The following is a 25,801-nucleotide window of genomic DNA, read 5'->3' on the forward strand; positions in this document are numbered from 1 at the left end:
AGCAGGGAACTTCTTGGTGGACATCGGCCGCGCGAGCGGTGGTCCGTCATGTCTTATGGCCGTCGTTGCGGGCTGCGCCCGGTCTCGCCATATGTGATTGTTCTGGCCCTCGCCGTCGTGCTGACGGCGAGTTTCTTCCTGCCGACCCGCGCGGAGGCGGCGGTTTCGGACCACACGGTTCCGTTTCCGAACCACACGGTTCCGACGATTTCGCCTTCGGGGACAACAATCAACCTGTTTGATTACTGGGTGAATCCCGATAACCATCTGTCGGTTTCCGGCAGCGGCGGCGTCAACAAGAACCACCGCTTCAAGTTCAAGGATCAAGGAGCCAGCGAGGAACTTAACCAGTATACGGGTGACTCCCGGGTCCGCACCGGCATCGTGAACAATGTTCTTGCCGGCGGTTACCCGAAACTCACCAAAACCTGGGGCGGAGAATCCCTCGGCTACCTGTTTGATTCTTCCACCCAGACGGGCAAGATATCCCATATGGGTGTGACGGGTCTGTTGCAGGCCAAGGGCGGCTACTACGAGTATGACAGCTCGAAGAACTACGCGGCGTACAACGTCAATAAGAATGCATTTGATGTCTACGAAGTCGCCGGCGTTGGGCAAGCGGGGGCTGGCTCTCAAAATGGAGGTCAGTTTTTCCCCTTCGATGCGGCCGATAAGGTATTCAAGGAGGAGAACGGCTGCCTCGTCCGGAACGGCATTACGTCGTCGAACAACGGCGACTCGAATTATAACGATGGCAAACCCCTCAACCATTATTTCGGCCTCTCCATGTCGTCGCGCTTCGTGCAGCCGAAGGATGGCAAAACGAACGCTGTCGATCCCATGACCTTTGAGTTCGCCGGCGACGACGACGTCTGGGTGTTCATTGACGATGTCCTCGTGGGCGACATTGGCGGCATCCACACCAGTGCTACGCTGACCATTGACTTCCAAACGGGCGAGATTAAGGTTAACGATTCCCTAAACGGCACGCTGTCAAGTAAGTTCCAGGAAGCGGGGCGGGGCACTTCGGGCTTCACTGGCAACACCTTCGCTGACGGCACCAGCCACACGCTCAAGTTCTTCTACTTGGAGCGTGGCGCCACCGACTCCAACATGAGGCTCAAGTACAACCTCGTGACGGTTCCCGAGTCCGACATTATCAAGTTCGACCAGGATGGCGGTCTGGTGGAGGGCGCTCAGTTCGCGCTGTACAAGACAGACGAGCACTTCACTGACACGACCACTGATCAGAAATACCTTCTTGGCTCCGGCACCACGGACGCGGATGGACAACTGACGCTCACGAATGACGATGACAACGGCGTCATCAACTTCGACGATCTTTACAAGCTAGGTTGCCGGTACTACCTCCTGAAGGAAACGAAGGTGCCCGAGGGATACCGCTCGAGTCTCACGGCGACGGATGGCAGCATGCAGCTCGAGTACGTGCCCACGAGCGACAAGGGCGGCGCGGGCGGCGTCATCATCAACCGCGGCGGTATGGACCAGGACAGCGTCGTGTGGAAGACCGGTGCGTTCGCCGCCGCGAAGGAGACCATCACCGCGCCGTCGACCGTGTACAAGGCAGATAATGACCTGACGAAGTCCGACAAGACCGTCAGCCTGGACTCCGGCATACTGTTCGCTGTGGTGCTCAAGCGCGACAAAAGCGCAGACACAGGTATCAAAGATCCGAGCAATTGGTACGCCGTGTCGGGCGACCCATCGACGGGAGCGGGATACACCCTCGCCAAGGAGCCGGGCATGGCCGGTGCTATCGAGGCGGCGAAGAAGGACCTGCACGCCTTCACGCTCAACACAAGCGGCCAGTACCAGGTAGAGATTCAAAATCTGCCCGGTGACATCTCCAAGTACTACTACCTGCTGAGCGGTGATGCCCGCAAGGATGCCGAGTACACGGTGGCCATCTACCACACAACGGCGAGCTCGATCGGCGACGCGACGCCTGAGAACACAGTCCACGTGTACAACAGCGACGACATCGCAGACGGCACGAACTTCAAGCGGCAGTTCGCCACGCGCCTGCTCGTCACGAACATCCAGAATCGCCTGTTCGTGCAGAAGACCGATACCGAGGGTAAGCCCGTTGACGGGGCGAAGTTCGGCCTTTACAAGTCCACCCAGGTGACTACGGATGCGAACGGCAAGGCCGTGCTCGATGGCGACCAGGCCCCCTACGACACCCTGACGACGAGGTCGGTCGCCAACCCGGTCAAGCTCGAAGGGGCGGGCGTATTCCCGTCTACGAGCGACAGTAGCGAGCCGCTCGTGAAGGGTACCTACTTCCTGAAGGAGGTCTCGGCGCCCAAGGGCTTCCTGCTTAACGACACGCTCACCAAGGTGATTGTGGACGATTACGGCGTCCATGCCGATGCCGGTACGGACGATGACGGCGTTTCGACGTTCGTGGGCCCGGGCGCGCTCATGAAGAGTCTGGGCCAGTTTGGCGCAGAGAGCGACATCGAAAACACGCTCACGTGGATCAAGGGTGCGCGGCAGACGTCCGACGGGAGGCTCGACGGCAACGGCAACCTTTCCTGGAACAATGACGCCAAGGGCGGCGAGGATGAGGTGCGCCTCAAGTACGGCGCCAACGGACGTGTCTACCAGTATGGGCCCACCGAGGAGGGTAAACCCTACCGCCTGGAGACCGAGACGGGCTGGATACGTATGGGCATCACGCAGGACGAGCAGCCCAAGGGGACCACGTCGAAAGGTGCCCGCGCCGATCTGCGTGGCATGAACCTGAACGCCCTGTTCACGGGCGCCACCTGCGTGCGCGTGGCGAACAAGCGCGAGGCAAGCTTCGAGGTGACCAAGAGTGTCGTGGTGCCGAAGGGGCTGACGGGCAAACCGGATGCGGGGTTCACCTTCAAGTTCACCGTGCCTGATGGGAAGACGTATAAGGCTGCAGTCTTCGAGAAGGCGGGGACTGCGAGCGAGCGGCGGGTCGGCAACGTGTTCGACCTGACGAACGGCTATTCGCAAACCATCAAGGCCGACGAGACGATTCGCGTGTACGGCCTTGCCAAGGGTGACAATTACACGGTGAAGGAGCTGACCGGCAAGGACGAGATGCCCGCGGGCTATAAGCTGACCGGCCGCAAGCAGGGTGACAAGAATCTGACTGAAGAAGGCGATAGCATCTCGGGCACGATTGCCTCGCAGAATTCCAACGGCACGCTGGCCAAAGACAACAAGCTGGTGTTCACCAACAGCTACAGCGTGAAGTCTTCGGTGACGCTCACAGGCATCAAGGCGAAGAAGAAGTTAACCGGCCGTGAGTGGACTAGCGCCGACAGCTTCGAGCTTTGCCTGCGCGCCGCCGATGGAACGCCGATGCCTGATGGTGCCACGGCAGCGCCCGTGGCCGGCATGAAGCAGGTCGAGAAGACCGTTACGAGCGCCGAAGAATTTAGCTTCGGAGAGATTAAGTATGAGAAGCCTGGCAAGTACACCTACTACATTGCCGAGACTACGCCCGCCAAGAGCGATCCCAGTTGGCTGGGCGGTGTCAGCTACTCCAGCGCCGAATACAAAGTGACCGTAAAGGTGAAGGATGACGGCAAGGGAAATCTGACCGAGCCAGTCGTCAAAATGGAGCAGATCTATAAGGATGATGGCACCGCCACATCTCAGGTGATCGACGATCAGATTGCGGTGATCACGAACACGTACCACCCGAAGGGGACCTCGGTAACGCTCAAGGCGAAGAAGCGCTTCACGGGCGGTGAGCTCGCAGGGGGCGACTTCTCGTTCGCTCTGTACAAGGGTGACAAGGCAGAAGGCACGCCCATTGAGACCGTCGCGAATGACAAGGACGGCAACATTACCTTCCAGGCAATCGGCTACGACACTCCGGGCGATCACGACTACACCATCAAGGAGGTTGCCGGCAACGACTCGACCGTCGTGTACGACGGCAAGACGGTGAACGTGCACGTTAGGGTCACTGATAACAAGAACGGCACGCTGAAGGCGACCGCCACCTACGACGGTGAGAAGGCCGTGCCGACCTTCACCAACACGAAGCCGACGGCGGACGTCACCGTTGAGGCCACGAAAGTTCTCGCGGGCAAGGACCTGACGGCCGATGCGTTCACCTTCGGCCTGTACGACCAGGACGGCAACGAGGTCGCCAAGGGCACCAACGACCGGGGCGGCAAGGTCGAGCTGACCGTCAAGGGCCTGAACCTGGACGAGTACGACTACACGCTCAAGGAGGTCGCTGGCAGCGATTCGACCATCACCTACGATTCCACGGAGGTGAGGGTTCACGTCTCGGTGAAGGCGGAGGGCGACAAGGCGAAGGCGACCGTCACTTACGACGGCAAGAACGATATCCCGACCTTCACCAACAAGTACCAGCCCGCCGGGACCTCGGTGGCGCTCACGGCGAAGAAGACCTACGTGAAGTCCGATAGCACGCCGGCTGCGCTCAAGGGCGGCGAGTTCACCTTCAACCTGTACGAGGGCGATTTGACGGCTGAGCAGCTGAAGGACAAACAACCCATCCAGACCGCCGAGAACGGCGAGGACGGTACCGTCATCTTCCCGGCCATCGACTACACCAAGGCCGGCGAGTACAAGTACACCATCGTTGAGCGGAAGGGCGATCTGGCCTACGTGACCTTCGACGACACGGTGCACCACGCCGTGGTGAAGGTCGTGGACAAAGCTGGCAAGCTGGACGCCGCCGTTGCCTACGATGGTGACAAGGCCGATGCCCCCACCTTCACGAACACCTACACCGCAAAGGGATCCGTGGAGCTGACGGCGACCAAGGTCGTTGCGGTCGCGCCGGGCTTCACGCACGACACCAAGCTGAAGGGCGGCGAGTACGCGTTCGAGCTGAAGGACGCCGACGGCAAGGTGCTCGCCACCACGACGAATAAGGCCGATGGCAAGATCAGCTTTACGCGCCACTTCGAGCTCGCCGACCTGGACGGCGCCGCGAGCAAGGACTTCACCTACACCATCGTGGAGCAGCCGGGCGCGGAGCCGGGCATGGTCTATGACAGCCATCCCCTCACCTACAAGGTGACGGTCGCGGACGATGGCACCGGCACGCTGACGGCCACGCCGCGGGTAACGAGTGAAGACAACTCGAAGACCTTCGCGAACACGTACCACCCGAAGGGGACCTCGGTAACGCTCAAGGCGAAGAAGCGCTTCACGGGCGGTGAGCTCGCAGGGGGCGACTTCTCGTTCGCTCTGTACAAGGGTGACAAGGCAGAAGGCACGCCCATTGAGACCGTCGCGAATGACAAGGACGGCAACATTACCTTCCAGGCAATCGGCTACGACACTCCGGGCGATCACGACTACACCATCAAGGAGGTTGCCGGCAACGACTCGACCGTCGTGTACGACGGCAAGACGGTGAACGTGCACGTTAGGGTCACTGATAACAAGAACGGCACGCTGAAGGCGACCGCCACCTACGACGGTGAGAAGGCCGTGCCGACCTTCACCAACACGAAGCCGACGGCGGACGTCACCGTTGAGGCCACGAAAGTTCTCGCGGGCAAGGACCTGACGGCCGATGCGTTCACCTTCGGCCTGTACGACCAGGACGGCAACGAGGTCGCCAAGGGCACCAACGACCGGGGCGGCAAGGTCGAGCTGACCGTCAAGGGCCTGAACCTGGGCGAGTACGACTACACGCTCAAGGAGGAGAAAGCCGGCCAGACCGTCGACGGCGTGGCCTACGACGCCAAGGAAGTCAAGGTCCACGTCAAGGTAGAGCAGAACCAGGGCGACAACAACAAGACGAAGGTGACCGTCACCTATGACGGTGCCGCTACGGCTCCCACCTTCAACAACACCTATGACGCAAAGGGTTCCGTAATCCTGACGGCGACCAAGACCATCAAGGTTGCGGACGGCTTCGACCACACGACGAAGCCCGCGGACGGCGAGTTCACCTTCGACCTGAAGGACGCTGCCGGCAACGTGCTCGACACCGCGAAGAACGATGCAAACGGCAAGGTCAGCTTCACGCGCGAGTTCCAGCTCTCCGACTTGGACGGCGCCGCGAGCAAGGACTTCACCTACACCATCGTGGAGCAGCCGGGCGCGGAGCCGGGCATGGTCTATGACAGCCATCCCCTCACCTATACGGTGACGGTCGCGGACGGCGGGAACGGAGCACTGAATGCGAAGGCGATCGTGACGAGTGCATCCGGCTCGGATACCTTCACTAACACCTACCAGCCGGCCGCGACCGGCCTGGCCCTCGGTGCGCAGAAGAGCTATGTGAAGAAGGACGACAACACGCCGATCGTCCCCAAGTGCGGCGAGTTCACCTTCGATGTGTACGAGGGCAACCTGACGGCTGAGCAGCTTGCCGGGGCCAAGCCCGTCCGGACCGCGACCAACGGCGCGGACGGAAGTGTTAACTTCGACGCCTTCTCCTACGCGAAGCCGGGCACGCACGAGTACACCATCGTGGAGCGGAAGGGTGATCTGGCCTACGTGACCTACGACGCCGCGGTGCATCATGCCGTGGTGACGGTTGCGGACAATGCCGGCACGCTGCAGGCGAGCGTCGCCTACGACGGCACGAATGTCACGAAGCCCAGCTTCACCAACACCTACGAGGCACAGGCGACGGACTCCGGCGCGATCGCCCTCACCAAGAGCGTTGACGTGCACGACGGCAGCTATCAGCTAAAGGCGGGAGACTTCGCCTTCGAGCTGGTGGGGTCTGACGGCTCGGTGATCCAGACCCAGAAGAACGATGCGCACGGCAAGGTTGCCTTCGACAAGCTGACCTTCGACCATGCGGGCACCTTTACCTACACGGTCCGCGAGGTGCAGCCGACGGGGGACGCGCCGGGCGTGCCGGGCGTGACCTACACCGGCAAGACGTACACCCTGACCTACGTGGTGAAGGACAACAACGACGGCAAGCTGGCGGTAGAGAGCTCCACGGCGAAGCCGAGCAAGGGCACCGAGAACGGCGTCACCCCCAACACCATGACGTTTGCGAACAGCTACCAGCCGGGCGCGACCTCCTACCAGATCTCCGGCATCAAGGTGCTTGAGAATACCGATTCGGCCACCATGCGGACGCCCGCCGATGGCGAGTTCACGTTCGCGCTGATTGACGCGGCCACCGGGCAGGAGATTGACCGGACCACGAACGCGGGTATCGCGTTTACCTTCAAGGCCATCTCGTACACTGCGACTGGTTCGCATACGTACCAGGTGAAGGAGGTTGCGGGCCAAGATGGCACCATCACTTACAGCGATGCGGTGTTGGATGTGACGGTGAGCGTGACCGACGACGGCAGCGGCCAGCTGACCGCGACGGCGAACAAGACGGCCGCGGATCTGACCTTCACCAACACCTACACGCCGACGGCAACGACGGCGACGATTACCGGAACGAAGGCCCTGACCGGCCGCGACCTGGCCGAGGGCGAGTTTTCCTTCGACCTGAAGGACGCCGCCGGCAACGTGGTCCAGACGGTGCAGAACGGCGTCGACGGCACGTTCGGCTTCGCGCCGCTGCAGCTGGACAAGGTGGGGACGTACGTCTACACCGTGTCCGAGCGGGCAGGGGCGACGGCGAACGGCGTCACCTACGACACGACGGTCTTTACCGCGACGGTGACGGTGACGGAGAATGCGGAGACGCACGCGCTGGAGGCGCAGGTTGCCTACAGCAAGGGCGGCAAGGCTGCGGATGCGGTGGCGTTCAGCAACAGTTACGCGCCGGCCGCGACTGAGGTGAAGCTGGGGGCCTCCAAGGTGCTGAGCGGCGAGGACCTGAAGGAAGGGCAGTTCTCCTTCCAGCTGAAGGATGCCGACGGCAAGGTGCTGCAGACCGCAAAGAACGCGGCGGACGGCACGGTGGGCTTCGAGGCGATCTCGTACGACAAGCCCGGAACGTACGCCTACAGCATCTCCGAGGTGGACGACGGTCAGAAGAACGTGACGTACGACGCGGCCGAGCACCGGGTAACGGTGACGGTGACGGACGACGGTGCGGGCCATCTGGTGGCGACGGTAACCTATGACGGCGCCGTGGCGCCGGTGTTCAAGAACACGTACACGCCGCCGACCACCCCGCCGACGGAGCCGCCCACCAATCCGCCGAGCAAGTCACCGGTGCCGAAGGAGGAGAAGCCGGGTCTGCCGTATACGGGCGATACCAGCTTGTCGCCGATGGCCCTGGGTGGCATCGCGGGCGGCGCGGTGGTGCTGATCGCCGCAGGCGTTATCCTGCGGCGCCGGAACCGGTAGCTACGGCGGCCGAGAAGGGCTTTGATTGAGGGCGGGTGGTCGCAGGGCGCGGCCGCTCGCCCTTTTTGGTGAAAGGCTATGTTAACCCGCCGTTTGCACGTCCGGCTCCAGATGGAACTCGTACTCCGGCTCCATCATCTTCTTCCGGATCTTTTCGTAGCGCCCGTCGTCGAGCTGCTCGCGCATGAGCGACGTCCTGTCCCCGACGCGTGCGGCCTCGCGCAGCCATCTGAACCACATCAGGCAGCTGTGGAGCCTGCGGGTCGATACGCCCTTGAACCTCTCGAGGAAGTGGCCGAGCGAACCCTGCGCTTCAGCATCCTCTGGACCGTGTCCCGCTCGTACCCGGTGAGCCTGCCGTGGGTCCTCGGGACCGCCCTCGCGGCGCCCCTTCCCGCCCTTTCCGGACATGGCGTCCTCCGATCTCCCGGGGCCGGCCGATCCGGCCCTCAGGGTATCGGATTCCCAAATTTATCCGTATATGTGCGGATGAATGCGGGAGGCGTTCGGATGAAGTTGTATTCAAGGAAAGAGACTGACCCTTTGTCGCATTCCGTGCGGGTTATATGCAGGTATGCCTGCGCACGCTATCATGTATGGGTTAGACCGCAACTATGTACCTCATACGCGAAGGGATGCGCATGCATCTGAAGATCGACATGTTCTAGCTGGGCTTACCCCCGCAGTGGCGCCGCGCGCCCCATCAACTCTGCCGATTTTCGCCTTCACGCACATAAAGGAGTCCCGCCATGCGCGACAAGCTCGAAAAGATCATTAAGGCCTACGAGGAGCTCGAGAAGAAGCTTTCCGACCCGGCCGTCGCCTCCGACATCAAGGAGTTCACGCGTCTCAACAAGGAGTACGCACACCAGTCCGACCTCATCGCTGCCTCGCGCGAGTACATCGGCGCGCTCGATGACATCGAGGCTGCCAAGGAAATGCTGCACGATACCACCGATGCCGATGAGAAGGAGATGCTCCAGATGGACATCTCCGAAAACGAGGCCAAGCTTCCCCAGCTCGAGGAAGACATCAAGTACATGCTCATCCCGAGCGACCCCAACGACGACAAGAACACCATCGTCGAGATCCGCTCCGCCGCCGGTGGCGACGAGGCGGCCATCTTCGCCGGCGATCTGTACAAGATGTACCAGCGCTTCTGCGAGTCGCGCGGCTGGAAGACCACCGTGCTCGACTCCAGCCCCAGCGAGGCCGGCGGCTTTAAGTCCATTGAGTTCAAGGTCGAGGGCGACCGCGTCTACTCCGTCATGAAGTTCGAGTCCGGCGTGCACCGCGTCCAGCGCGTCCCCAAGACCGAGTCCCAGGGCCGCATCCAGACCTCCACGGCTACCGTCGCCGTGCTTCCCGAGGCCGAGGAAATCGACGTCCAGATCAACCAATCCGACCTGCGCATCGACACCTACTGCGCCTCCGGACCTGGCGGTCAGTGCGTTAATACCACCTACTCCGCCGTGCGCATCACCCACCTGCCCACTAACACCGTGGTGCAGTCCCAGGAGCAGCGCTCCCAGATCCAGAACCGCGAGGTCTGCATGCAGATGCTGCGCGCCCGCCTGTACGAGATGGAGCTCGAGAAGCAGCAGGCAGAGCTTGGTGCCGAGCGCCAGAGCCAGATCGGCCACGGCAACCGTTCCGAGAAGATCCGCACCTACAACCAGCCCCAGGACCGCGTGACCGATCACCGTATCGGCTTCAACTCCACCTACAACGGCGTCCTTCTGGGCGATCAGCTCGGCACCGTCATCGAGGCGCTCGCCGCCGCCGAGCGAGCCGAGAAGCTGGCGCAGGCTGTGTAGTGGGTTACGCGGTTTTACCAAACCGCGTAACGGCTCGACGCTGCGCGACGTCCAGAGCGACAATTTGTCATTCAAAAGGCAGGGCATGACCAGAAGGTCTATGCCTTGCCTTTTTCATGCCAACTTGTTCGCTCTGGACGTCGCTCGCTGTCCGTCCTCTACCTGCGGCGCCTTAGATGTAGTCATTGGGGACGTTCTTAAACGACTAGGTTGGGCACATTGCTTTGAGATGTTATTCAATCCGTCTTGATGGCCTTTGAGCTGCTTACCTGCTTAAAGCAATTAACGGTATGCATCTGCAATTGAAAATATTGCTCGAAAAATTGTCCAAGAAGTTGCGGGGCGATTTTTGATGCGTCGCGCGTCAAGCGATGTGGCAAGTTCTTGGTTAGATATTGGTCAGTTTTGGGGCAACCTTGCCAAAAGCTTGACGAATGCAGATTTAGACGTCGACGAATGAACATTTCAGGCAGGTTCCAAGCAAAAATCTGGGCTGATTCTCGATAATCGCCTTCAATCGTCCCTTGCCAAGCGCTGGCCTCGCGTACAATCTGCTCCGACATTCGCGCGCCGTCCGGCGCTTAAGAGGGGAGGGCCCCATGGCAAACGAGATTTGGACCATCAAGCGCTGTCTCGAGTGGACCAAGGAGTACCTGGCCGAGCGCGGCGAGGAGCACCCCCGTCTTTCTGCCGAGTGGCTGCTCTGCGCTGCCACGGGTTTGGTACGCATCGACTTATATATGCGCATGGACGAGACGCTTAACGCGGCTCAGCTCGAGACCATGCACGCGGCCGTTGTTCGTCGCGCTAAAGGTGAACCGCTGCAATACATCACGGGCAGCACGCAGTTTCGCATGATCGACGTCGCGTGCGCCCCCGGTGTGCTCATTCCGCGTCCCGAGACCGAGATGCTCGTCGAGGAAGTCCTCAATTATCTGGATGCCGAGGTGCTGAGCCCCGAGGCTGCTGCCCGTCAGCGTGTTGAGCTGCCTTGGAACGATGAGGTCGAGCAGGCTCGCAAGGCCGAGGCCGCGCTGGCAGACGAACGGGCGACCGCCGAGCGCCGTGCCGCTAACCTGACGGCTGCCGATGAGGCGGCGCTAGGCAGCGACGTACTGGGCAGCCGTGCCTATGCCGATGAACTGGCCGATCGCGAGGCCGAGGAAGCCGCCGCGCAGGCAGCAGAAGCCGAAGCCGCGGAAGCCGCCGAGTCCGAGCTCGACGAATACGGCATCGCCATCGAGGGTGCCGACCAGGAGACGGCTTTAGCTCAGGATGCCGCTGCGCCTGCCCCAACCGAGCCCTGCACTGCCCGCGTTCTCGAGGTCGGCTGCGGCACGGGCTGCATTTCGCTCTCCCTTGCCTGGGAGCGCCGCGGCCACGTTACCTGCACTGCTACCGATATCGAGCCGCGCGCCATCGACCTTGCTACCAAAAACCGCGACGCCCTCGGCCTCACGGCAGATGAGGTTGCCTTTAGCCTCACCAACCTGGTGAGTTCCATTCCCCGCGAAGAGTGGGGCACCTTTGACGTACTCGTCTCCAACCCGCCCTACATCCCCACCGATGTTATGCGCTCGCTGCCGCACGAGGTCAAGGACTTTGAGCCCGATCTGGCGCTCGAGGGTGGTGCCGACGGCCTCGATATCTTCCGCCGTCTGCTCAACGCGGCACCCTACATGCTACGCGCCGGCGGCCTCTTTGCCTGCGAGCTCTACGAGGGCGCGCTCGACGCTGCGGCCGAGCTCTGCCGTCAAGCGGGTCTGTCGGACGTGCGCATCGTCCACGACCTCACCGATCGCCCCCGCATCGTCCGGGCCATCGTCACCGAGCCCAGGCAGCGCCAGTAATATTTATTAACTGGTTAGCAAAAATTATAAAGTAGTTTATAATTAGGACGGCTGAAAGAGGTCGGCCCATGCAACCTCCTACCTTTCGGGAAATCATTGCCCTACTCAAGCACGATGGATTCGTGAAGGTCGCGCAAGTCGGTAGTCATGCTAAGTATGTTTCTGGTGACCGTGTTGTCACCGTGAACGGCTCGGGTGGTGATCGACCAAAGAAGGGCACGTGGGCAAGTATTCGTCGCCAAGCTGGATGGTAGTTGGAGGCAAAATGAGGCAGCGATTTACCTATGACTGCGTTCTCATAAAAGAAGACGACGGGTACTGCGCCAGCTTCCCGCAGATTCCCGGCGCTTTTGCCGATGGCGATACGCGCGAAGAAGCGATTGCCCATGCCACCGAGGCGCTGATGGCGTTTTTGGCCGACGACCTCAACAACGGTTTGACTCCGGCAGGGTACGAACGCTCGGCCGAGGTCGTGGCCCTTTCAGTCGAAATCGACTACGAGGACGCTCGGGAAGCGGCGTGCCGAACATTTAAAGACGCGGCGCTGGACCTCAAAGTCTCCGCTCCGCGGATTACCGCGCTGGTCAAAGCCGGAAAGCTCGATGTTGAACTCGTCGATGGCCGTCGGATGATAACGATAGACAGCATCGAGCGCTATGCCGCCCAAGAACGTCACGCCGGAAGACCAAAGAAGTCTGTAGCCTTCCAATAACCCCCTGACTTTCACCGACTACTAGAGCCGCTCACCAAACCAACATGCACTCTGGCCAAATAGGTTGAACGTTTCGTGCGAGAATGCCCCTCAGTAAACAAACTTTCACCAGAGCGTAAGGGGCTGGCATACACATGCAGACGGTCTATCGGGTATACGAGGGAACGCGCGAGCCGCATCGGCTCGCCGTCGAGCGCACGGCCGAGGTGCTCGGCCGCGGCGGCCTGGCCTTGATCCCGACCGAGACGGTCTACGGTGTCGCCGTGGCAGTCAACGCCTTCTCCGATGCCGTCCCCCAAGATACAAGCGAATCCTTGTTGTGGCCGCGCGATCCGCATGCCACCGTTAACGGCGCCGCGGTCCCTGCGCTCGGCACCGGCTACCGCCGCATCTTTACCCTCAAGCAGCGCAAGCTCACCCAAACGGTCGCCTGGCTGGTCGATGGCGTCGAGGCGCTCGACCGCTATGGCGTGGATATCCCGGAAGATGCCCGCGTACTTGCGCGACGATGCTGGCCGGGAGCCCTGACTATCGTGGTCAAGGCGGCCCCCTGCGTGCCGACCTTTATGCGTGCTGCCGACGACACCGTGGCACTTCGCGCTTCGGCCTCGCCCGTGGTGCAAGCGCTCATCCGCGCCTGCGGTAGCCCTCTTGCCTGCACCAGCGCCAACACGCATGGCGCGCCCGCGCCGGCAAGTTTTGCCACGGTGGAGGAGCGCATCCTGGAGGGGGTCGATGTTGCCGTCGACGCCGGCGAGACCCCGTGTCGCGACGCCTCGACCATCGTGTCGTTCCAGCACGGCGGGCTCCAGATCCTGCGCCAAGGCGCACTTCCCGCATCAGAGATCGAACGGGTCCTGTCCGACCCGATGCAATAGAAAGGTGTAAGCGATGTCGTTGAATCTGGGCAGCCTGGGCATGGAAGATGCCTCGTTTAACTTTGGCGGTTCCTACATCATGGCGCTCGACTGCGGCACCACCTCGGTACTTGCGACCATCGTCGACGAGTACGGCTGCATCGTCGCGCAGGCACGTCGTAGCGTCAAAACCAGCTTCCCGCGTCCCGGTTGGATAGAGCAAGACCCCATGGAGGTGCTTGCCAGCCAGATCGGCGTGATGATGGAGGTCCAGTTTAAGAGCGGCATCCATTCTGACCGCATCGCCGCCATCGGTATCTCCAACCAGCGCGAGACCACGGTGGTGTGGGACCGCATAAGCGGCCAACCCATCTATAACGCCATCGTGTGGCAATGCCGTCGCACCGCACCTCTGATCGACGAGCTGGTCGAGCGGGGCGCAGAAGAGCTGGTGCGCTCCCGCACGGGACTCACGCTCGATCCGTATTTCTCGGCTTCCAAGGTGCAGTGGATCCTCGACAACGTCGACGGTGCGCGTGAGAGCGCGGCGGCGGGCGACCTCATGTTCGGCACCATCGACACCTGGCTCATCTACAACCTCACCGGCAGTCAGGTCTTTGCCACCGACTACACCAATGCCAGCCGCACGGCGCTCTTTAATATCCATACGCTCGATTGGGACGACGACCTGCTGGCGCTCTTTGACGTTCCACGTTCCATGATGCCCGAGGTTCGTTGGAGCTCGGGCGACTACGGCCGCGTCGCGAGCGACATCATGACCAACATGCCGCCCATCATGGGCGTGGCGGGCGATCAGCAGGCGTCGCTGTTCGGCCACTGCTGCTTCCATCCCGGCCAGACCAAAAACACCTATGGCACGGGTTGCTTTATGCTCATGAACACCGGCGACGAGGTCGTCGAATCCAAGAACGGTCTGGTCTCCACGATCGGTATCGCCGCGGACGGCAAGATCAGCTATGCGCTCGAGGGTTCTATCTTTGCCGCCGGCTCAACCATGAACTGGCTGCGCAACAACATGGGCATCATCTCGAGTGTGAGCGAGTCCGCGCAACTCGCCGCTTCGATCAACGACAACGAGGGCTGCTACTTCGTTCCCGCCTTTGCGGGTCTGGGCGCTCCCTGGTGGGACCCGCATGCCCGCGGTATCGTGTGCGGTCTGACCGGCGCCTCGAGCCGTGCGACCATCGTACGTGCCGCCTGCGAATCCATGGCATATCAGAGCTACGACGTGCTGCGCGCCATGGAGCAGGACGTGGGGCTTTCGATCGAGCGCCTGTCTGTCGATGGCGGTGCCTCGCGCAACGAGTTCATCATGCAATTCCAGGCCGACCTGCTGGATATCCCCGTGCTGCAATGCGAGACGGTGGAGACCACGGCAATCGGTGCCGCGTACTTGGCGGGTCTTGCCGTCGGCTATTGGGAAGACCTGGAAGAACTGGAGCAAAATGCCCAGATCGTTAGGACCTTCCTTCCCCACATGTCCGCCGAGCGCCGCGAGCAAAACCTTGCGGGCTGGCGTGATGCAGTCAGGCGCTCGCTCAGCACCGCACAGTAGGGCTGTGATGGGCTGCTCGATATAACAAACCGCTAAACTAATGCATGGCGTGCGGCGGCAACATTGCTTCGCGCCTTGTCAGCAAGGTCGTTTTGCGGCCGCAACGAAAGGGGCAATCAACCCATGACCGTCACCTACGACGCGTCCCGTGTGACGCTTGTCGACCACCCGCTCGTCCAGCACAAGCTGTCGATCCTGCGCGACAAAAACACCGGCACCAACCAGTTCCGCCAGCTTGTGCGCGAGCTCGCACTTTTTGACGGCTACGAGGCCATGCGCGACCTGCCCATGGAAGACGTCGAAGTCGAGACCCCTATCACCACCGCAACGTTTAAGCAGCTCGCCGGCAAGAAACTCGCCATCGTGCCCATCCTGCGTGCGGGCCTTGGCATGGTCGACGGCATCCTCGACCTGGTGCCCTCCGCTCGCGTGGGCCACATCGGCATGGAGCGCGACGAGGTCACCCACGAGCCGCACGAGTATTACTGCAAGATGCCCAAGGATATCGACCAGCGCATCTGCCTGGTCGTCGACCCCATGCTCGCCACGGGCGGTTCGGCCGAGATGGCCATCAGCTACCTGCGCGAGCGCGGTGTCAAGGACATCCGCATGCTGTGCATCGTCGCCGCGCCCGAGGGCCTCAAGTCACTGACCGAAAAGGACCCCGACGTACATATTTATACGTGCGCCATCGACGACCATCTCAACGAGGCCGCCTACATCGTTCCCGGCCTGGGCGACGCCGGCGACCGCATCTACGGCACGCTCTAGTCGCTGGGCTAAGACGGCCGCGGCTGCAAATACGAAGAAACGGTGCGCGCGGTCGAACAAAAGGCGACCGCGCGCACTCCTGTTAACGGACGTTTTGCGCTGAGGGGTTCGAAAAAACGTATTACCGTACCTGCGGCATAAAGAAGGCTTTAAGAAAATGTACAGGTGCGTATTAACCGTTTGTTTTACGGTTGTACTTTAGCGATTGGCTCGTACAATAGTCACCAATGTTTGGCGGGAACTGTTCTGTGAGGCGTTAAAAAGGAAAGTGAGGACGCCAATGTTTCAGATAGCCGATCTGCTCGCTATCGTTGCAGGCGCCATCGCGGGCGCAATTGCCTTCCTTCCCTTTGTCTTTACGCTCAAGCCGGTTCTTGACGATAAACAGAATGCGGACATGCTCAAGGGTATGGTGAGTCTGGCGGTCTCGGCAATCGCCCTGCTCGTCTTTACCTTGGTTGTGTTTGTGTTGTTCGGAGAGGCATTTCGCATGTTCCTCCTGGGCGAGGCGATCGGCTTCGTGGCCTTTATGGCCGCCTGCACGGTTCGCGTCGCCAAGGCGCTGCGAGATCCTCATGAGGTCGAAAGGTAAGTCGTGGAAATTTTTGAAAAGCTGCCTGATGAGATTAATCATCTGGTCAGCGAGTTCAGCTCCACCCCTGTCGTGGGCGATCTGAGCTGCGGCATCACGCAGTACTCGTTTTGGCTGATCGTCTCCACGATCGTGCTCCTGATCGTCCTGGCCGTGTTCAAGAAGAAGCAGACCCTGGTTCCCAAGGGCTTCTTCGTCAACGGTTTCGAGTACATCATCGAGTACGTCGAGAACGATATCGGCAAGGGTGTCGTGGGTGAGAACTGGAAGAAGCACTTCCCGTTCCTGTGCTCGCTTTTCCTGTTCATCCTGATCAATAACATGATCGGCCTGATCCCGGGAATGAAGCCCGGCACCGGCGCAATCGGCTCCACCGCCGCACTCGCCATTTTCGCCTTCGTGTACTTCATCTACTACGGATGCAAGGCTCACGGCGTGATCGGCTACATCAAGAGCCTCGCCCCGCAGGGCGTGAGCTTCCCGATGAACGTGCTCGTGTGGGTCGTCGAGCTTTTCTCGACCTTCCTGCGCCTCATCACGCTTGCCGTCCGTCTGTTCTGCAACATGTTCGCAGGACACGTGGTCATGGGCTCGTTCGCCATCATGGCGAGCATGTTCATGCAGCCGCTGCTTCAGCAGGTTTCCGCGGCCCACGCCGTCGGCGCCCTGCCTTCGCTGGCCTGGCTTGCCATCCTCATCCTGATCTATGCGATCGAGCTTGTGGTCGGCGCCATCCAGGCTTACGTCTTCACGGTCCTTACCGCCGTGTATGTCTCCGAGGCAGAGGAGGTCGCGGAGGAGGAGTAGTCTTCCGTTCGTGCCTTAAAGGTAAGGCAATTCGTTAAACCGCCGGTGCCCGTACCCATGGAGCCCGGCAGTTATAAAAAGGTTATCCTGCGTGAAATAAGACACGCACGACAAAGGAGGAATCGTGGGAGTTATCGGTTACGGTCTCGGTGTTATCGGCGCTGGTCTTGCTATCGGCCTGTCTGCTCTGGGTGCTACGGGTGCTATGGCCCGTCAGCCTGAGGTCCAGGGCCGCGTGTTCACCGTCTTCATCATGGGCTCCGCTTTCGGCGAGGCTCTGGCTCTGATCGGCTTCGTTGTCGCGCTGATCGTTAAATAGCACGGAGCGTCAAGTATGAATCTTTCATCCCAGAAGAGCGCGATCGCACTCTCCGCGTCCGCGGCCGCGCTGCTCATGCCGGTTTCCGCGTTCGCCGAGGACGGCGCCGCCGGTGCGGACATCCTCATCCCTAAGATGGCGGAGTTCATCCCGGCGCTTATCGCCTTCCTGATTATCTGGATCGTGCTGGCCAAGGTCGCCCTGCCGGGCATCATGAAAACCATGGAGGAGCGCGGCAAGAAGATCGAGGAGAGCCTCGACGAGGCCGAGAAGACCAAGCAGGAGGCTATCGCCAAGCGCGCTGAGTCCGACTCGATCGTCACCGACGCCCGTCGTCAGGCTGCCGACATCGTTCTCGAGGCCCGTAAGGACGCCGAGTCCGAGCGTGCCCGTATCATCGAGGCTGCTCACAAGGAGGCCGAGGAGATCATCGCCAAGGCCCATACGACCGTCGAGGACGAGCGCAAGTCCATCTATGCCGGTGCCGCGAGCTCCATCGCCGACCTGTCCGTTGCCGTCGCCACCAAGATCGTGGGCGAGGCACTCGAGGACGATGCCGAGCAGAAGAAGCTCATCGAGCGCTACATCCAGGAAGCAGGTAGCCTGAATGCCGACTAGCCGCTATCAGGACAAGGTGCTCGAGACCTACGCGCGTTCCCTTTTGGAAGCCGCCAAGGCCGAGAACCATGTGTTCGAGGACCTCGAGATGGTCGAGCGCTTGGCTTCTGCCAGCCCCGAGATCATCGCCGTGCTCGACACCATGTCCAAGCGCGACCAGCTCGACCTTCTTCCCAAGGTGGCAGCTGCCTTTAAGTATGTTGCCGAGGAAGACGAGGATGTAGTGGGCGTGACCGTCACCACGGCGATCCCGCTCGACGACGAGCTGCGTCAAACCATCACTAAGAAATGCGAGCAGGACTTCGGCCGCAAGGTATTCCTTATCGAGCAGGTCGACCCGTCTATCGTGGGCGGCCTGGTGCTCGAGGCCCGCGGCGAGCGTCGTGACATTTCCGTCAAGACGCAGCTGCGCATCGCGCAGGAGACCCTCGCAAACTCTGCTAATTCGTACGGAGGTGAAGCCTAATGTCCGAAACCCTCAATGCCCAGGATATCGCCAAGAAACTGCAGGAGCAGCTCACGAGCCTCTCCGCGACGGTCGATACGCATGAGGTTTCAACGGTCGACGAGGTAGGCGACGGCATCGCGCGCGTCTCCGGCCTCAAGAGCGCCATGGCAGGCGAGCTTCTGGAGTTCAAGAGCTCCGATACCGGTGAGACCGTCTTCGGCCTTGCCCAGAACCTTGACCGTGACGAGGTCGGCGCCGTTCTGTTTGGTGCCGTCGACTCCATCAAGGAAGGCGACGAGTGCCGCACCACTGGCCGCATTATGGATATCCCCGTGAGCCGTGCCATGCTCGGCCGCGTCGTCAATCCGCTCGGCCAGCCCATCGACGGCCTGGGCGACATCGTCGCCACGCACCGTCGCCCCATCGAGTTCAAGGCTCCCGGCGTCATCGATCGTACCCCGGTGTGCGAGCCGGTTCAGACCGGTCTGCTCGCTATCGACTCCATGGTGCCTATTGGCCGCGGTCAGCGTGAGCTCATCATCGGCGACCGTAAGACCGGTAAGACCGCCATCGCCATCGACGCTATCCTCAACCAGCGCGGCAAGGGCATGGTCTGCATCTATGTCGCCATCGGCCAGAAGGCCTCCACGGTTGCCAACATCCGTGAGACCCTCGCTCAGCACGGTGCGCTCGACTACACCATCATCGTTTCGGCCACTGCTGCCGATTCCGCCCCTATGCAGTACATCGCGCCTATGGCCGGTGCCGCTATTGGCGAGTTCTTCATGTACAACGGCGAGGACGGCAAGCCCGCCAGCGAGACCAACCCCGGCGGCCACGTGCTCGTCATCTACGACGACCTGTCCAAGCAGGCTGTGGCCTACCGTCAGATGTCGCTGACGCTGCATCGTCCGCCCGGACGCGAGGCCTATCCTGGCGACATCTTCTACCTGCACTCTCGTCTGCTCGAGCGTGCCGTCAAGATGTCCAAGAAGAACGGTTACGGCTCCATGACGGCACTGCCGATCATCGAGACCCAGGACGGCGACGTCTCGGCCTACATTCCGACCAACGTCATTTCCATTACCGATGGTCAGATCTACCTGCAGTCCGAGCTCTTCTTCCAGGGTCAGCGCCCTGCAGTCGACGTGGGTATCTCCGTGTCCCGCGTCGGTGGCGATGCGCAGACCAAGGCCATGAAGCAGGTCGCCGGCAACCTTCGTCTGGACCTCGCTTCCTATCAGGAGCTCGCTGGCTTTACGCAGTTCGGCTCCGACCTCGACGAGGCTACTCAGAAGCAGCTGACCCACGGTGCTCGCATGACCGAGCTCCTGAAGCAGCCGCGTTACAAGCCGTTTGAGGTTGGCGAGCAGATCGTTACGCTGTTCGCTGGCAACGAGGGCTTCCTGGATGACCTGGAGATCGACGACGTGCTGCCCTTCCGTGCCGAGCTCATCGAGTACATGGACAATGGCTTTGGTTCGCTGCTCGACAAGGTTCGCGCCAAGAAGATCGATGATGACACCAAGGCTGAGCTCTTGCGCGTCATCGGCGACTTCAAGCAGCAGTTCATGGCCAAGCACCATTCGGATGTTTCTGGATCAGAGGAGAACTAAGCCCCATGGCCAACCTTCGCGACATTAAGAAGCGAATCTCCTCGGTTACCACGACCAAGCAGATCACGCGCACGATGGAGATGGTCTCTACGGCCAAGATTCGTCGTGCCCTCGATCGCTCCAAGCAGGCCGAGCCCTATAAGGAGGCGCTGACCGACGTCATGTTGACGGTCGCCGGCGACGCCTCCTGTTCGGGCACCGATCCCATGCTGCAGAAGCATGAGAGCGTCAAGCATGGCCTGATTGTCGTTATTGCCTCGGACCGCGGCCTTGCCGGCGGTTTCAATACGACGGTGGAGCGCACGGCCGAAAAGCTCGCCGCTTCTTGGGCGAACGACGGCATCGAATGCGAGATCATCGCGTGCGGGCGTAAGCCGGCCACGTATTTCCGTGACTGCGCAAACGTTGTCATGCACTTTGAGGGCAACTCCTCTGAGCCCGATTTCAATCAGGCCCGCATGATCTCCTCTCATATCTGCGATGCGTATCGTGCCGGTGAGCTTGACCGTGTCGAGCTTGTCTACCACCACGCCAAGAACCGCGTGGATCAGGAGCTTCGCGTCGAGCATCTGTTGCCGCTCGACCCCGAGATGATCGCTATGGCCCACGGTCCGCGTAAGAACGAGACCGACGCCCCTAAGCGCATCTCGTCCACGTTCGAGTTCGTGCCCTCTCCCGAGCATGTTCTCGGCAAGCTTGTGCCGTCTTATATCCTGACGGTCATCTACCAGGCCCTGATCGATTCGGCGGCTGCCGAGCAGGGTGCACGCCGCAAGGCCATGCACTCCGCGACGGAAAACGCCACCGCGATCATCTCGACCCTTACCCGCACGTATAGTCGCGTGCGCCAGGCTTCGATCACGACCGAGATTAACGAGATCGTCGGCGGAGCCTCAGCATTGGAGGAACAGTAATGGCTAATAACACCGTAAAGCTTGCGGTCGAGGAAGCCACCAAGAAGACGACTGCCGGTGATGGTCGCATCGTGCGAATCATCGGCCCTGTCGTCGACGTCAAGTTTGACGGCGCGGTGCCCCCGATCTACAACGCGCTCACGGTCGAGGCCGAGACCCCGATCGGTCATCTGAGCACGATCCTCGAGGTCGAGAGCCAGCTTCCGGGCGGCGTCGTCCGCACGGTCGCCATGTCCTCGACCGACGGCCTGCAGCGCGGCCTCATCGCCACCGATACCGGTGAGCCCATGAAGATGCCCGTTGGTCCCAAGACGCTCGGCCGCATTTGGAACGTCATGGGCAAGCCCGTCGACGGCAAGCCCATGCCCGAGGTGGAGGAGTTCTACCCCATCCACCATGCAGCGCCCCGTTTCGACGAGCTCACCACCAAGACCGAGATCTTCGAGACCGGCATCAAGGCCGTCGACCTGCTCGAGCCCTACATCCGCGGCGGCAAGACAGGTCTGTTCGGCGGCGCCGGCGTCGGCAAGACCGTTCTGATCCAGGAGCTCATCAACAACCTCGCCCAGGAGCACGGCGGCACCTCGGTGTTCACCGGCGTCGGCGAGCGTACCCGCGAGGGCACCGACCTGTTCCTCGAGATGAGCGAGTCTGGCGTTATCGACAAGACCTGCTTGGTCTATGGTCAGATGAACGAGCCGCCCGGAGCGCGTCTGCGCATCGGTCTGGCCGGCCTTACCACCGCTGAGTACTTCCGCGATCGCGGCCAGGACGTTCTGCTGTTCATCGACAACATCTTCCGCTTCTCCCAGGCAGGTTCCGAGGTTTCCGCACTGCTGGGCCGTATGCCGTCCGCCGTTGGTTACCAGCCCACGCTGGCAACCGAGATGGGCGACCTCCAGGAGCGCATTACCTCGACCAAGACGGGCTCCATTACTTCCGTCCAGGCTGTCTACGTCCCCGCAGACGACCTGACCGACCCGGCGCCTGCCACGACGTTTACGCACCTCGATGCCACCACGGTTCTTTCGCGTAGCATTTCGTCGCTCGGCCTGTTCCCGGCTATCGACCCGCTCGCGTCTTCCTCCGACGCTCTCGATCCCTCGATCGTCGGCGAGGAGCACTACCGTGTCGCCGTCAAGGTCCAGGAGCTCCTGCAGGAGTACTCCGACCTTCAGGACATCATCGCAATTCTGGGTATGGACGAGCTGTCCGAGGAGCAGCGCCTTACGGTCAACCGTGCCCGTAAGATTCAGCAGTTCCTCTCGCAGTCCTTCCACGTCGCCGAGAAGTTCACCGGCAACCCCGGTGTCTACGTCCGCGTCGAGGATACCGTCCGCTCTTTCGCCGAGATTGTCGATGGCAAGGCCGATGACCTGCCCGAGCAGGCTTTCCGCTATGCTTCCACGATTGAGGACGTGCGCGAGCGCGCCCGCAAGATGGGGGAGAAGTAGGTTATGCGTATCCGCATCGTGTGCCCCGTGAGCTGCGCCTATGAGGGCGACGCTGCGTTTGTGTCGATTCCGTCCACGGATGGCGAGTTTGGCGTTCTGCCTGCTCACTCCAGCGAGATCTGCACGATCGACCGCGGTTACGTTCGCGTTTCCGATAAGGCCATGGGCACTGTCGACCACACGTTTGCCGTGGCCGGCGGCTATGCCCAGGTTGCGGACGATGTCGTGACCGTTCTCGCCGAGCGCGCTTGCGATTTGGCGACCGTCGATGCCGACAAGCTTAAAGCTGATATTCAAGGTTTTGAAGAGAAGCTGGGTAATTTGTCGGAGGATGATGCACGCCGCGCCTACCTCTATAATGAAATCGCATGGTGTAAGCTCAAGCTTGCCCAATAGTCAAACGATTTAGCGTTCGACCATTTGCGAACACATCATGCCCGGGATGGCCCAGCCATCCCGGGCATGCTTTTTGAAAGGGTAGACCTTGGATATTATCCGCGTTGAGGGTGGCCACGCCATCGGAGGCTCCGTGCCCGTTTCGGGTGCCAAGAACTCCGCACTCAAACTCATGGCGGCAACGCTTCTGGCGCCGGGCAAGACGACGCTGCAGAACGTGCCCGATATTTCCGATGTCCACGTGATGGGCAAGGTGCTCAAAGGCATGGGCGCTACGATCGATGTTCTCGACGAGCACACGCTCGAGATTGATACCTCTCAGGTCGATTCATGGGAGGCCCCCTACGAGCTCGTTGCCAAGATGCGCGCTTCCACCGCCGTCATGGGACCCCTGCTGGGCCGCTTCCATCGCGCCAAAATTGCTATGCCGGGCGGCTGCAACCTGGGTGCTCGCAAGATCGATATGCACATTCTTGGTCTCGAGGCCCTGGGCGTTGAGTTCGATACCGCCCACGGTTACATCAACGCTAATGCGCCCCAAGGTCTGCGCGGTACCACCGTCACGCTCGAGTTCGCCAGTGTCGGTGCGACCGAGAACCTCATTATGGCATCCGTGCGCGCGAAGGGTACCACGGTTATCGACAATGCCGCCCGCGAGCCCGAGATCGTCGATCTCGCCAACATGCTCAACGAGATGGGCGCTAAGATTGTCGGCGCCGGTACGCCTGTCGTGACCATCGAGGGCGTGGAAGAGCTGCATCCCGTTACCCATCGCGTAGTGGGCGACCGCATCGAGGCCGGCACCTTTATCGTCGCCGGTGCGTTGATGGCCGACGATCGCGGTGTCGACGTCACGGGTTTTTGCCCCATTCACTTGGGCATGGTGCTCAAGAAGATGGAGCTCATGGGTATCGACTGCGAGCGCGTCGAGGATGGCGTCCATGTAAACCGTGCCGAGCGTATCAAGCCGGTCGACATCCAGACGCTTCCGTTCCCCGGCTTCCCGACGGACATGCAGGCGCAGATTATGGTGCTCTCCGCCCTTGCCGATGGTAGCTCCGTTATCACCGAGAACATCTTCGAGAATCGCTTTATGTTTGCCTCTGAGCTGGTGCGCATGGGTGCCGACATTCGTATCGAGAGCCATCATGCCATGATTCATGGCGTCAAGGGCTTCTCAGGTGCACAGGTTACCTCGCCCGATCTGCGTGGCGGAGCGGCCCTCGTCGTAGCGGGCTTGATCGCCGGCGGGACGACCGAGGTTTCGGCCATCCATCACATCAAGCGCGGCTACGAGCGGTTTGTCGAAAAGCTGCAGGCGCTTGGCGCGCATGTCGAGCATGCTACCGTCCCCGATCCCGTCATCTACTAATACAGGTTGCCTATGTTTAATAAAAAGCCCCTCGCGGATACCACCGCCCGAAGACCCTCAACTGGTGCGCAGGCCAAGATCTACAGTCGCGATAACGTGGCTCGCTATTCCGAGCGCGCTCGCCAACGTCGTCGTAGCCACACGATTCGTCACGTCGCGCTCATTGTCGTGCTTGGCGTGCTGCTGAGTGCCACTACCGCTGCCGGCCTGTGGTTTGCCACCATTATGGGCAAGCTCGGCGATTCTAATGTCATTACCGACAATCTGCGTCGGGTTCTGGTTGACACCGATGAGGCAAAGGATCCGTTCTACGTGCTGCTTCTTGGCACCGACGGCCGTCCGGGCGAGGATACGTACCGTGCCGACTCGATTATCCTGGCACGCATTGATCCCACGCAAAAGCAGGCGACGCTCATTTCCGTTCCGCGCGACACCAAGGTCGAGTACAAGGGCGAGACCATGAAGATCAACGCCTGCCATACCGTTGGCGGCGCCGAGGCCATGGTCGAGGCTGTCAACGAGCTGTGCGGTGTTCAGATTTCCCACTATGCCGAGGTCAGCTTCGACGGTATGCAGGCGCTGATTGATTCGGTTGGCGGTATCGACATTAACGCAACCGATGATGTTGACGACCCCGAGCACCTGGATATTAAGATTACCGCTGGCCAGCAGCATATGGACGGTGCCACCGCCCTTACCTATGCCCGCTGCCGCTACACCTATGCCGACGGCGATTACACGCGCATGCGCCACCAGCGTCAGGTGCTTGGCGCCCTTGCCAACCAGATTCTCAATAACTTCGATGCCACGAAGATCTTTGGCCTGGTTAATTCGCTGTCCGATATGCTCGTAACCGATATGAGCGTTCAGGATATCGTGGCTACGGTCAACGCCATGCGCGGTATGGATGTCGACGGTATCTACTCGGCCAACCTGCCCTCGTACGCCGACGACAGCACCATGATCGACGGTGTGAGCTACGTCTTTGTCTACGAGGACGAGCTCAAGGAAATGATGGAGCGCGTCGATGCCGGCAAGGACCCCAAGGGTCCCAACACCATGGGCCTTTCCGACGGTTCCAGCTCTACGATCGGCGACCTGAACAACAACACGTCTGACGACTACGCAAATGGTACCGCAACCTCATCGGTCAGCTCTGACGATTCCGATGACTCAAGCGATTCGAGCGATTCGGACTACTACGAAGAGCCCACCGGCGACGGCAACGGCTACGAGGCCAACTACTAAGTTACGCGGTTTTACCAAACCGCGTAACTGCTCGACGCTGCAAGCCCGCCAGGGCGGCAATCTGCCTTTCAACTTCGGCGGCATGACCAGAAGGTCAATGCCGCCTCGTTTCAAGGCACCTTGCTCGCTCTGGCGGGCTTTCGCTCATATGACCCAATCC

20 protein-coding genes are annotated in these 25,801 nt (G+C 60.9%); 18 read left to right on the forward strand and 2 right to left on the reverse strand.

All coding sequences use genetic code 11. From position 1 onward, the window contains the following. Positions 1 to 48: 48 nt before the first annotated feature. The gene (locus tag AAAX77_RS05070; protein WP_349105097.1) at positions 49 to 8,274 is read left to right on the forward strand and encodes an FctA domain-containing protein; all 8,226 of its coding nucleotides are present in this window, start codon (positions 49 to 51) and stop codon (positions 8,272 to 8,274) included. 81 nt (positions 8,275 to 8,355) lie between these two features. On the opposite strand, the gene AAAX77_RS05075 is transcribed toward AAAX77_RS05070, so the two are convergent. Then, entirely contained in the window at positions 8,356 to 8,685 is a 330-nt protein-coding gene (locus AAAX77_RS05075) for a hypothetical protein (protein ID WP_349105099.1), read from the reverse strand. A gap of 338 nt (positions 8,686 to 9,023) precedes the next feature. Here AAAX77_RS05075 and prfA point away from each other — a divergent pair, with 338 nt between their 5' ends. Further along, positions 9,024 to 10,091, forward strand: a complete 1,068-nt coding sequence (gene prfA, locus AAAX77_RS05080; protein ID WP_055252487.1) for a peptide chain release factor 1 — start codon at positions 9,024 to 9,026, stop codon at positions 10,089 to 10,091. 236 nt (positions 10,092 to 10,327) lie between these two features. On the opposite strand, the gene AAAX77_RS05085 is transcribed toward prfA, so the two are convergent. Next, positions 10,328 to 10,654 carry a hypothetical protein gene (locus AAAX77_RS05085; RefSeq protein WP_349105101.1) on the reverse strand — a complete coding sequence of 109 codons (327 nt, stop codon included), beginning with the start codon at positions 10,652 to 10,654 and terminating at the stop codon, positions 10,328 to 10,330. Positions 10,655 to 10,690: 36 nt separating this feature from the next. Between AAAX77_RS05085 and AAAX77_RS05090 the strand changes: the two genes are divergently transcribed. The 16 genes from AAAX77_RS05090 to AAAX77_RS05165 all read left to right on the forward strand — a co-directional run bounded on the left by AAAX77_RS05090 (position 10,691) and on the right by AAAX77_RS05165 (position 25,641). After that, entirely contained in the window at positions 10,691 to 11,941 is a 1,251-nt protein-coding gene (locus AAAX77_RS05090) for a HemK/PrmC family methyltransferase (RefSeq protein WP_349105102.1), read from the forward strand. Between the two features lie 220 nt (positions 11,942 to 12,161). Further along, positions 12,162 to 12,653 carry a type II toxin-antitoxin system HicB family antitoxin gene (locus tag AAAX77_RS05095; RefSeq protein ID WP_349105103.1) on the forward strand — a complete coding sequence of 164 codons (492 nt, stop codon included), beginning with the start codon at positions 12,162 to 12,164 and terminating at the stop codon, positions 12,651 to 12,653. A gap of 134 nt (positions 12,654 to 12,787) precedes the next feature. Continuing rightward, positions 12,788 to 13,531 (forward strand): L-threonylcarbamoyladenylate synthase, encoded by a 744-nt coding sequence (locus tag AAAX77_RS05100; protein WP_349105104.1) that lies wholly within the window; start codon positions 12,788 to 12,790, stop codon positions 13,529 to 13,531. A gap of 13 nt (positions 13,532 to 13,544) precedes the next feature. Further along, positions 13,545 to 15,086, forward strand: a complete 1,542-nt coding sequence (gene glpK / locus AAAX77_RS05105; protein WP_349105106.1) for a glycerol kinase GlpK — start codon at positions 13,545 to 13,547, stop codon at positions 15,084 to 15,086. Positions 15,087 to 15,209: 123 nt separating this feature from the next. Further along, positions 15,210 to 15,857, forward strand: a complete 648-nt coding sequence (gene upp / locus AAAX77_RS05110; RefSeq protein WP_040359658.1) for a uracil phosphoribosyltransferase — start codon at positions 15,210 to 15,212, stop codon at positions 15,855 to 15,857. A gap of 280 nt (positions 15,858 to 16,137) precedes the next feature. Continuing rightward, the gene (locus AAAX77_RS05115; protein WP_022094264.1) at positions 16,138 to 16,449 is read left to right on the forward strand and encodes a hypothetical protein; all 312 of its coding nucleotides are present in this window, start codon (positions 16,138 to 16,140) and stop codon (positions 16,447 to 16,449) included. A gap of 3 nt (positions 16,450 to 16,452) precedes the next feature. Further along, positions 16,453 to 17,256, forward strand: coding sequence for a F0F1 ATP synthase subunit A (gene atpB, locus AAAX77_RS05120; protein WP_022094263.1), 804 nt, complete (start codon positions 16,453 to 16,455; stop codon positions 17,254 to 17,256). Between the two features lie 124 nt (positions 17,257 to 17,380). Beyond that, complete coding sequence (locus tag AAAX77_RS05125) at positions 17,381 to 17,575, forward strand: ATP synthase subunit C (protein WP_022094262.1); 195 nt, start codon at positions 17,381 to 17,383, stop codon at positions 17,573 to 17,575. Positions 17,576 to 17,590: 15 nt separating this feature from the next. Further along, positions 17,591 to 18,193, forward strand: a complete 603-nt coding sequence (gene atpF / locus AAAX77_RS05130; protein WP_006235712.1) for a F0F1 ATP synthase subunit B — start codon at positions 17,591 to 17,593, stop codon at positions 18,191 to 18,193. Then, positions 18,183 to 18,659, forward strand: a complete 477-nt coding sequence (locus tag AAAX77_RS05135; protein ID WP_035138792.1) for a F0F1 ATP synthase subunit delta — start codon at positions 18,183 to 18,185, stop codon at positions 18,657 to 18,659. The genes atpF and AAAX77_RS05135 overlap by 11 nt, the downstream gene beginning before the upstream one ends. After that, positions 18,659 to 20,257, forward strand: coding sequence for a F0F1 ATP synthase subunit alpha (atpA, locus tag AAAX77_RS05140; protein WP_349105108.1), 1,599 nt, complete (start codon positions 18,659 to 18,661; stop codon positions 20,255 to 20,257). The genes AAAX77_RS05135 and atpA overlap by 1 nt, the downstream gene beginning before the upstream one ends. 5 nt (positions 20,258 to 20,262) lie before the next feature. Next, the gene (gene atpG / locus AAAX77_RS05145) at positions 20,263 to 21,171 is read left to right on the forward strand and encodes an ATP synthase F1 subunit gamma (RefSeq protein WP_349105109.1); all 909 of its coding nucleotides are present in this window, start codon (positions 20,263 to 20,265) and stop codon (positions 21,169 to 21,171) included. Then, on the forward strand, positions 21,171 to 22,625 hold the full coding sequence (gene atpD, locus AAAX77_RS05150) for a F0F1 ATP synthase subunit beta (protein WP_006235717.1): 1,455 nt from the start codon (positions 21,171 to 21,173) through the stop codon (positions 22,623 to 22,625). The genes atpG and atpD overlap by 1 nt, the downstream gene beginning before the upstream one ends. A gap of 3 nt (positions 22,626 to 22,628) precedes the next feature. Continuing rightward, positions 22,629 to 23,021, forward strand: coding sequence for an ATP synthase F1 subunit epsilon (gene atpC, locus AAAX77_RS05155; protein ID WP_006235718.1), 393 nt, complete (start codon positions 22,629 to 22,631; stop codon positions 23,019 to 23,021). A gap of 88 nt (positions 23,022 to 23,109) precedes the next feature. After that, the gene (gene murA, locus AAAX77_RS05160) at positions 23,110 to 24,393 is read left to right on the forward strand and encodes a UDP-N-acetylglucosamine 1-carboxyvinyltransferase (protein ID WP_349105110.1); all 1,284 of its coding nucleotides are present in this window, start codon (positions 23,110 to 23,112) and stop codon (positions 24,391 to 24,393) included. Positions 24,394 to 24,405: 12 nt separating this feature from the next. Continuing rightward, entirely contained in the window at positions 24,406 to 25,641 is a 1,236-nt protein-coding gene (locus AAAX77_RS05165) for an LCP family protein (RefSeq protein ID WP_006235722.1), read from the forward strand. Positions 25,642 to 25,801: the final 160 nt, after the last annotated feature.

The organism is Collinsella sp. CLA-ER-H6 (assembly GCF_040092305.1).
GTDB lineage: Bacteria > Actinomycetota > Coriobacteriia > Coriobacteriales > Coriobacteriaceae > Collinsella.

Excerpts from the sequence above, each read along its gene's own strand:
- AAAX77_RS05070 (WP_349105097.1), top strand. The coding sequence starts at position 49 with ATGTCTTATGGCCGTCGTTGCGGGCTGCGCCCGGTCTCGCCATATGTG.
- AAAX77_RS05075 (WP_349105099.1), bottom strand. The coding sequence starts at position 8,685 with ATGTCCGGAAAGGGCGGGAAGGGGCGCCGCGAGGGCGGTCCCGAGGAC.
- prfA (WP_055252487.1), top strand. The coding sequence starts at position 9,024 with ATGCGCGACAAGCTCGAAAAGATCATTAAGGCCTACGAGGAGCTCGAG.
- AAAX77_RS05085 (WP_349105101.1), bottom strand. The coding sequence starts at position 10,654 with ATGTCGGAGCAGATTGTACGCGAGGCCAGCGCTTGGCAAGGGACGATT.
- AAAX77_RS05090 (WP_349105102.1), top strand. The coding sequence starts at position 10,691 with ATGGCAAACGAGATTTGGACCATCAAGCGCTGTCTCGAGTGGACCAAG.
- AAAX77_RS05100 (WP_349105104.1), top strand. The coding sequence starts at position 12,788 with ATGCAGACGGTCTATCGGGTATACGAGGGAACGCGCGAGCCGCATCGG.
- glpK (WP_349105106.1), top strand. The coding sequence starts at position 13,545 with ATGTCGTTGAATCTGGGCAGCCTGGGCATGGAAGATGCCTCGTTTAAC.
- upp (WP_040359658.1), top strand. The coding sequence starts at position 15,210 with ATGACCGTCACCTACGACGCGTCCCGTGTGACGCTTGTCGACCACCCG.
- AAAX77_RS05115 (WP_022094264.1), top strand. The coding sequence starts at position 16,138 with ATGTTTCAGATAGCCGATCTGCTCGCTATCGTTGCAGGCGCCATCGCG.
- atpF (WP_006235712.1), top strand. The coding sequence starts at position 17,591 with ATGAATCTTTCATCCCAGAAGAGCGCGATCGCACTCTCCGCGTCCGCG.
- AAAX77_RS05135 (WP_035138792.1), top strand. The coding sequence starts at position 18,183 with ATGCCGACTAGCCGCTATCAGGACAAGGTGCTCGAGACCTACGCGCGT.
- atpA (WP_349105108.1), top strand. The coding sequence starts at position 18,659 with ATGTCCGAAACCCTCAATGCCCAGGATATCGCCAAGAAACTGCAGGAG.
- atpG (WP_349105109.1), top strand. The coding sequence starts at position 20,263 with ATGGCCAACCTTCGCGACATTAAGAAGCGAATCTCCTCGGTTACCACG.
- atpD (WP_006235717.1), top strand. The coding sequence starts at position 21,171 with ATGGCTAATAACACCGTAAAGCTTGCGGTCGAGGAAGCCACCAAGAAG.
- atpC (WP_006235718.1), top strand. The coding sequence starts at position 22,629 with ATGCGTATCCGCATCGTGTGCCCCGTGAGCTGCGCCTATGAGGGCGAC.
- AAAX77_RS05165 (WP_006235722.1), top strand. The coding sequence starts at position 24,406 with ATGTTTAATAAAAAGCCCCTCGCGGATACCACCGCCCGAAGACCCTCA.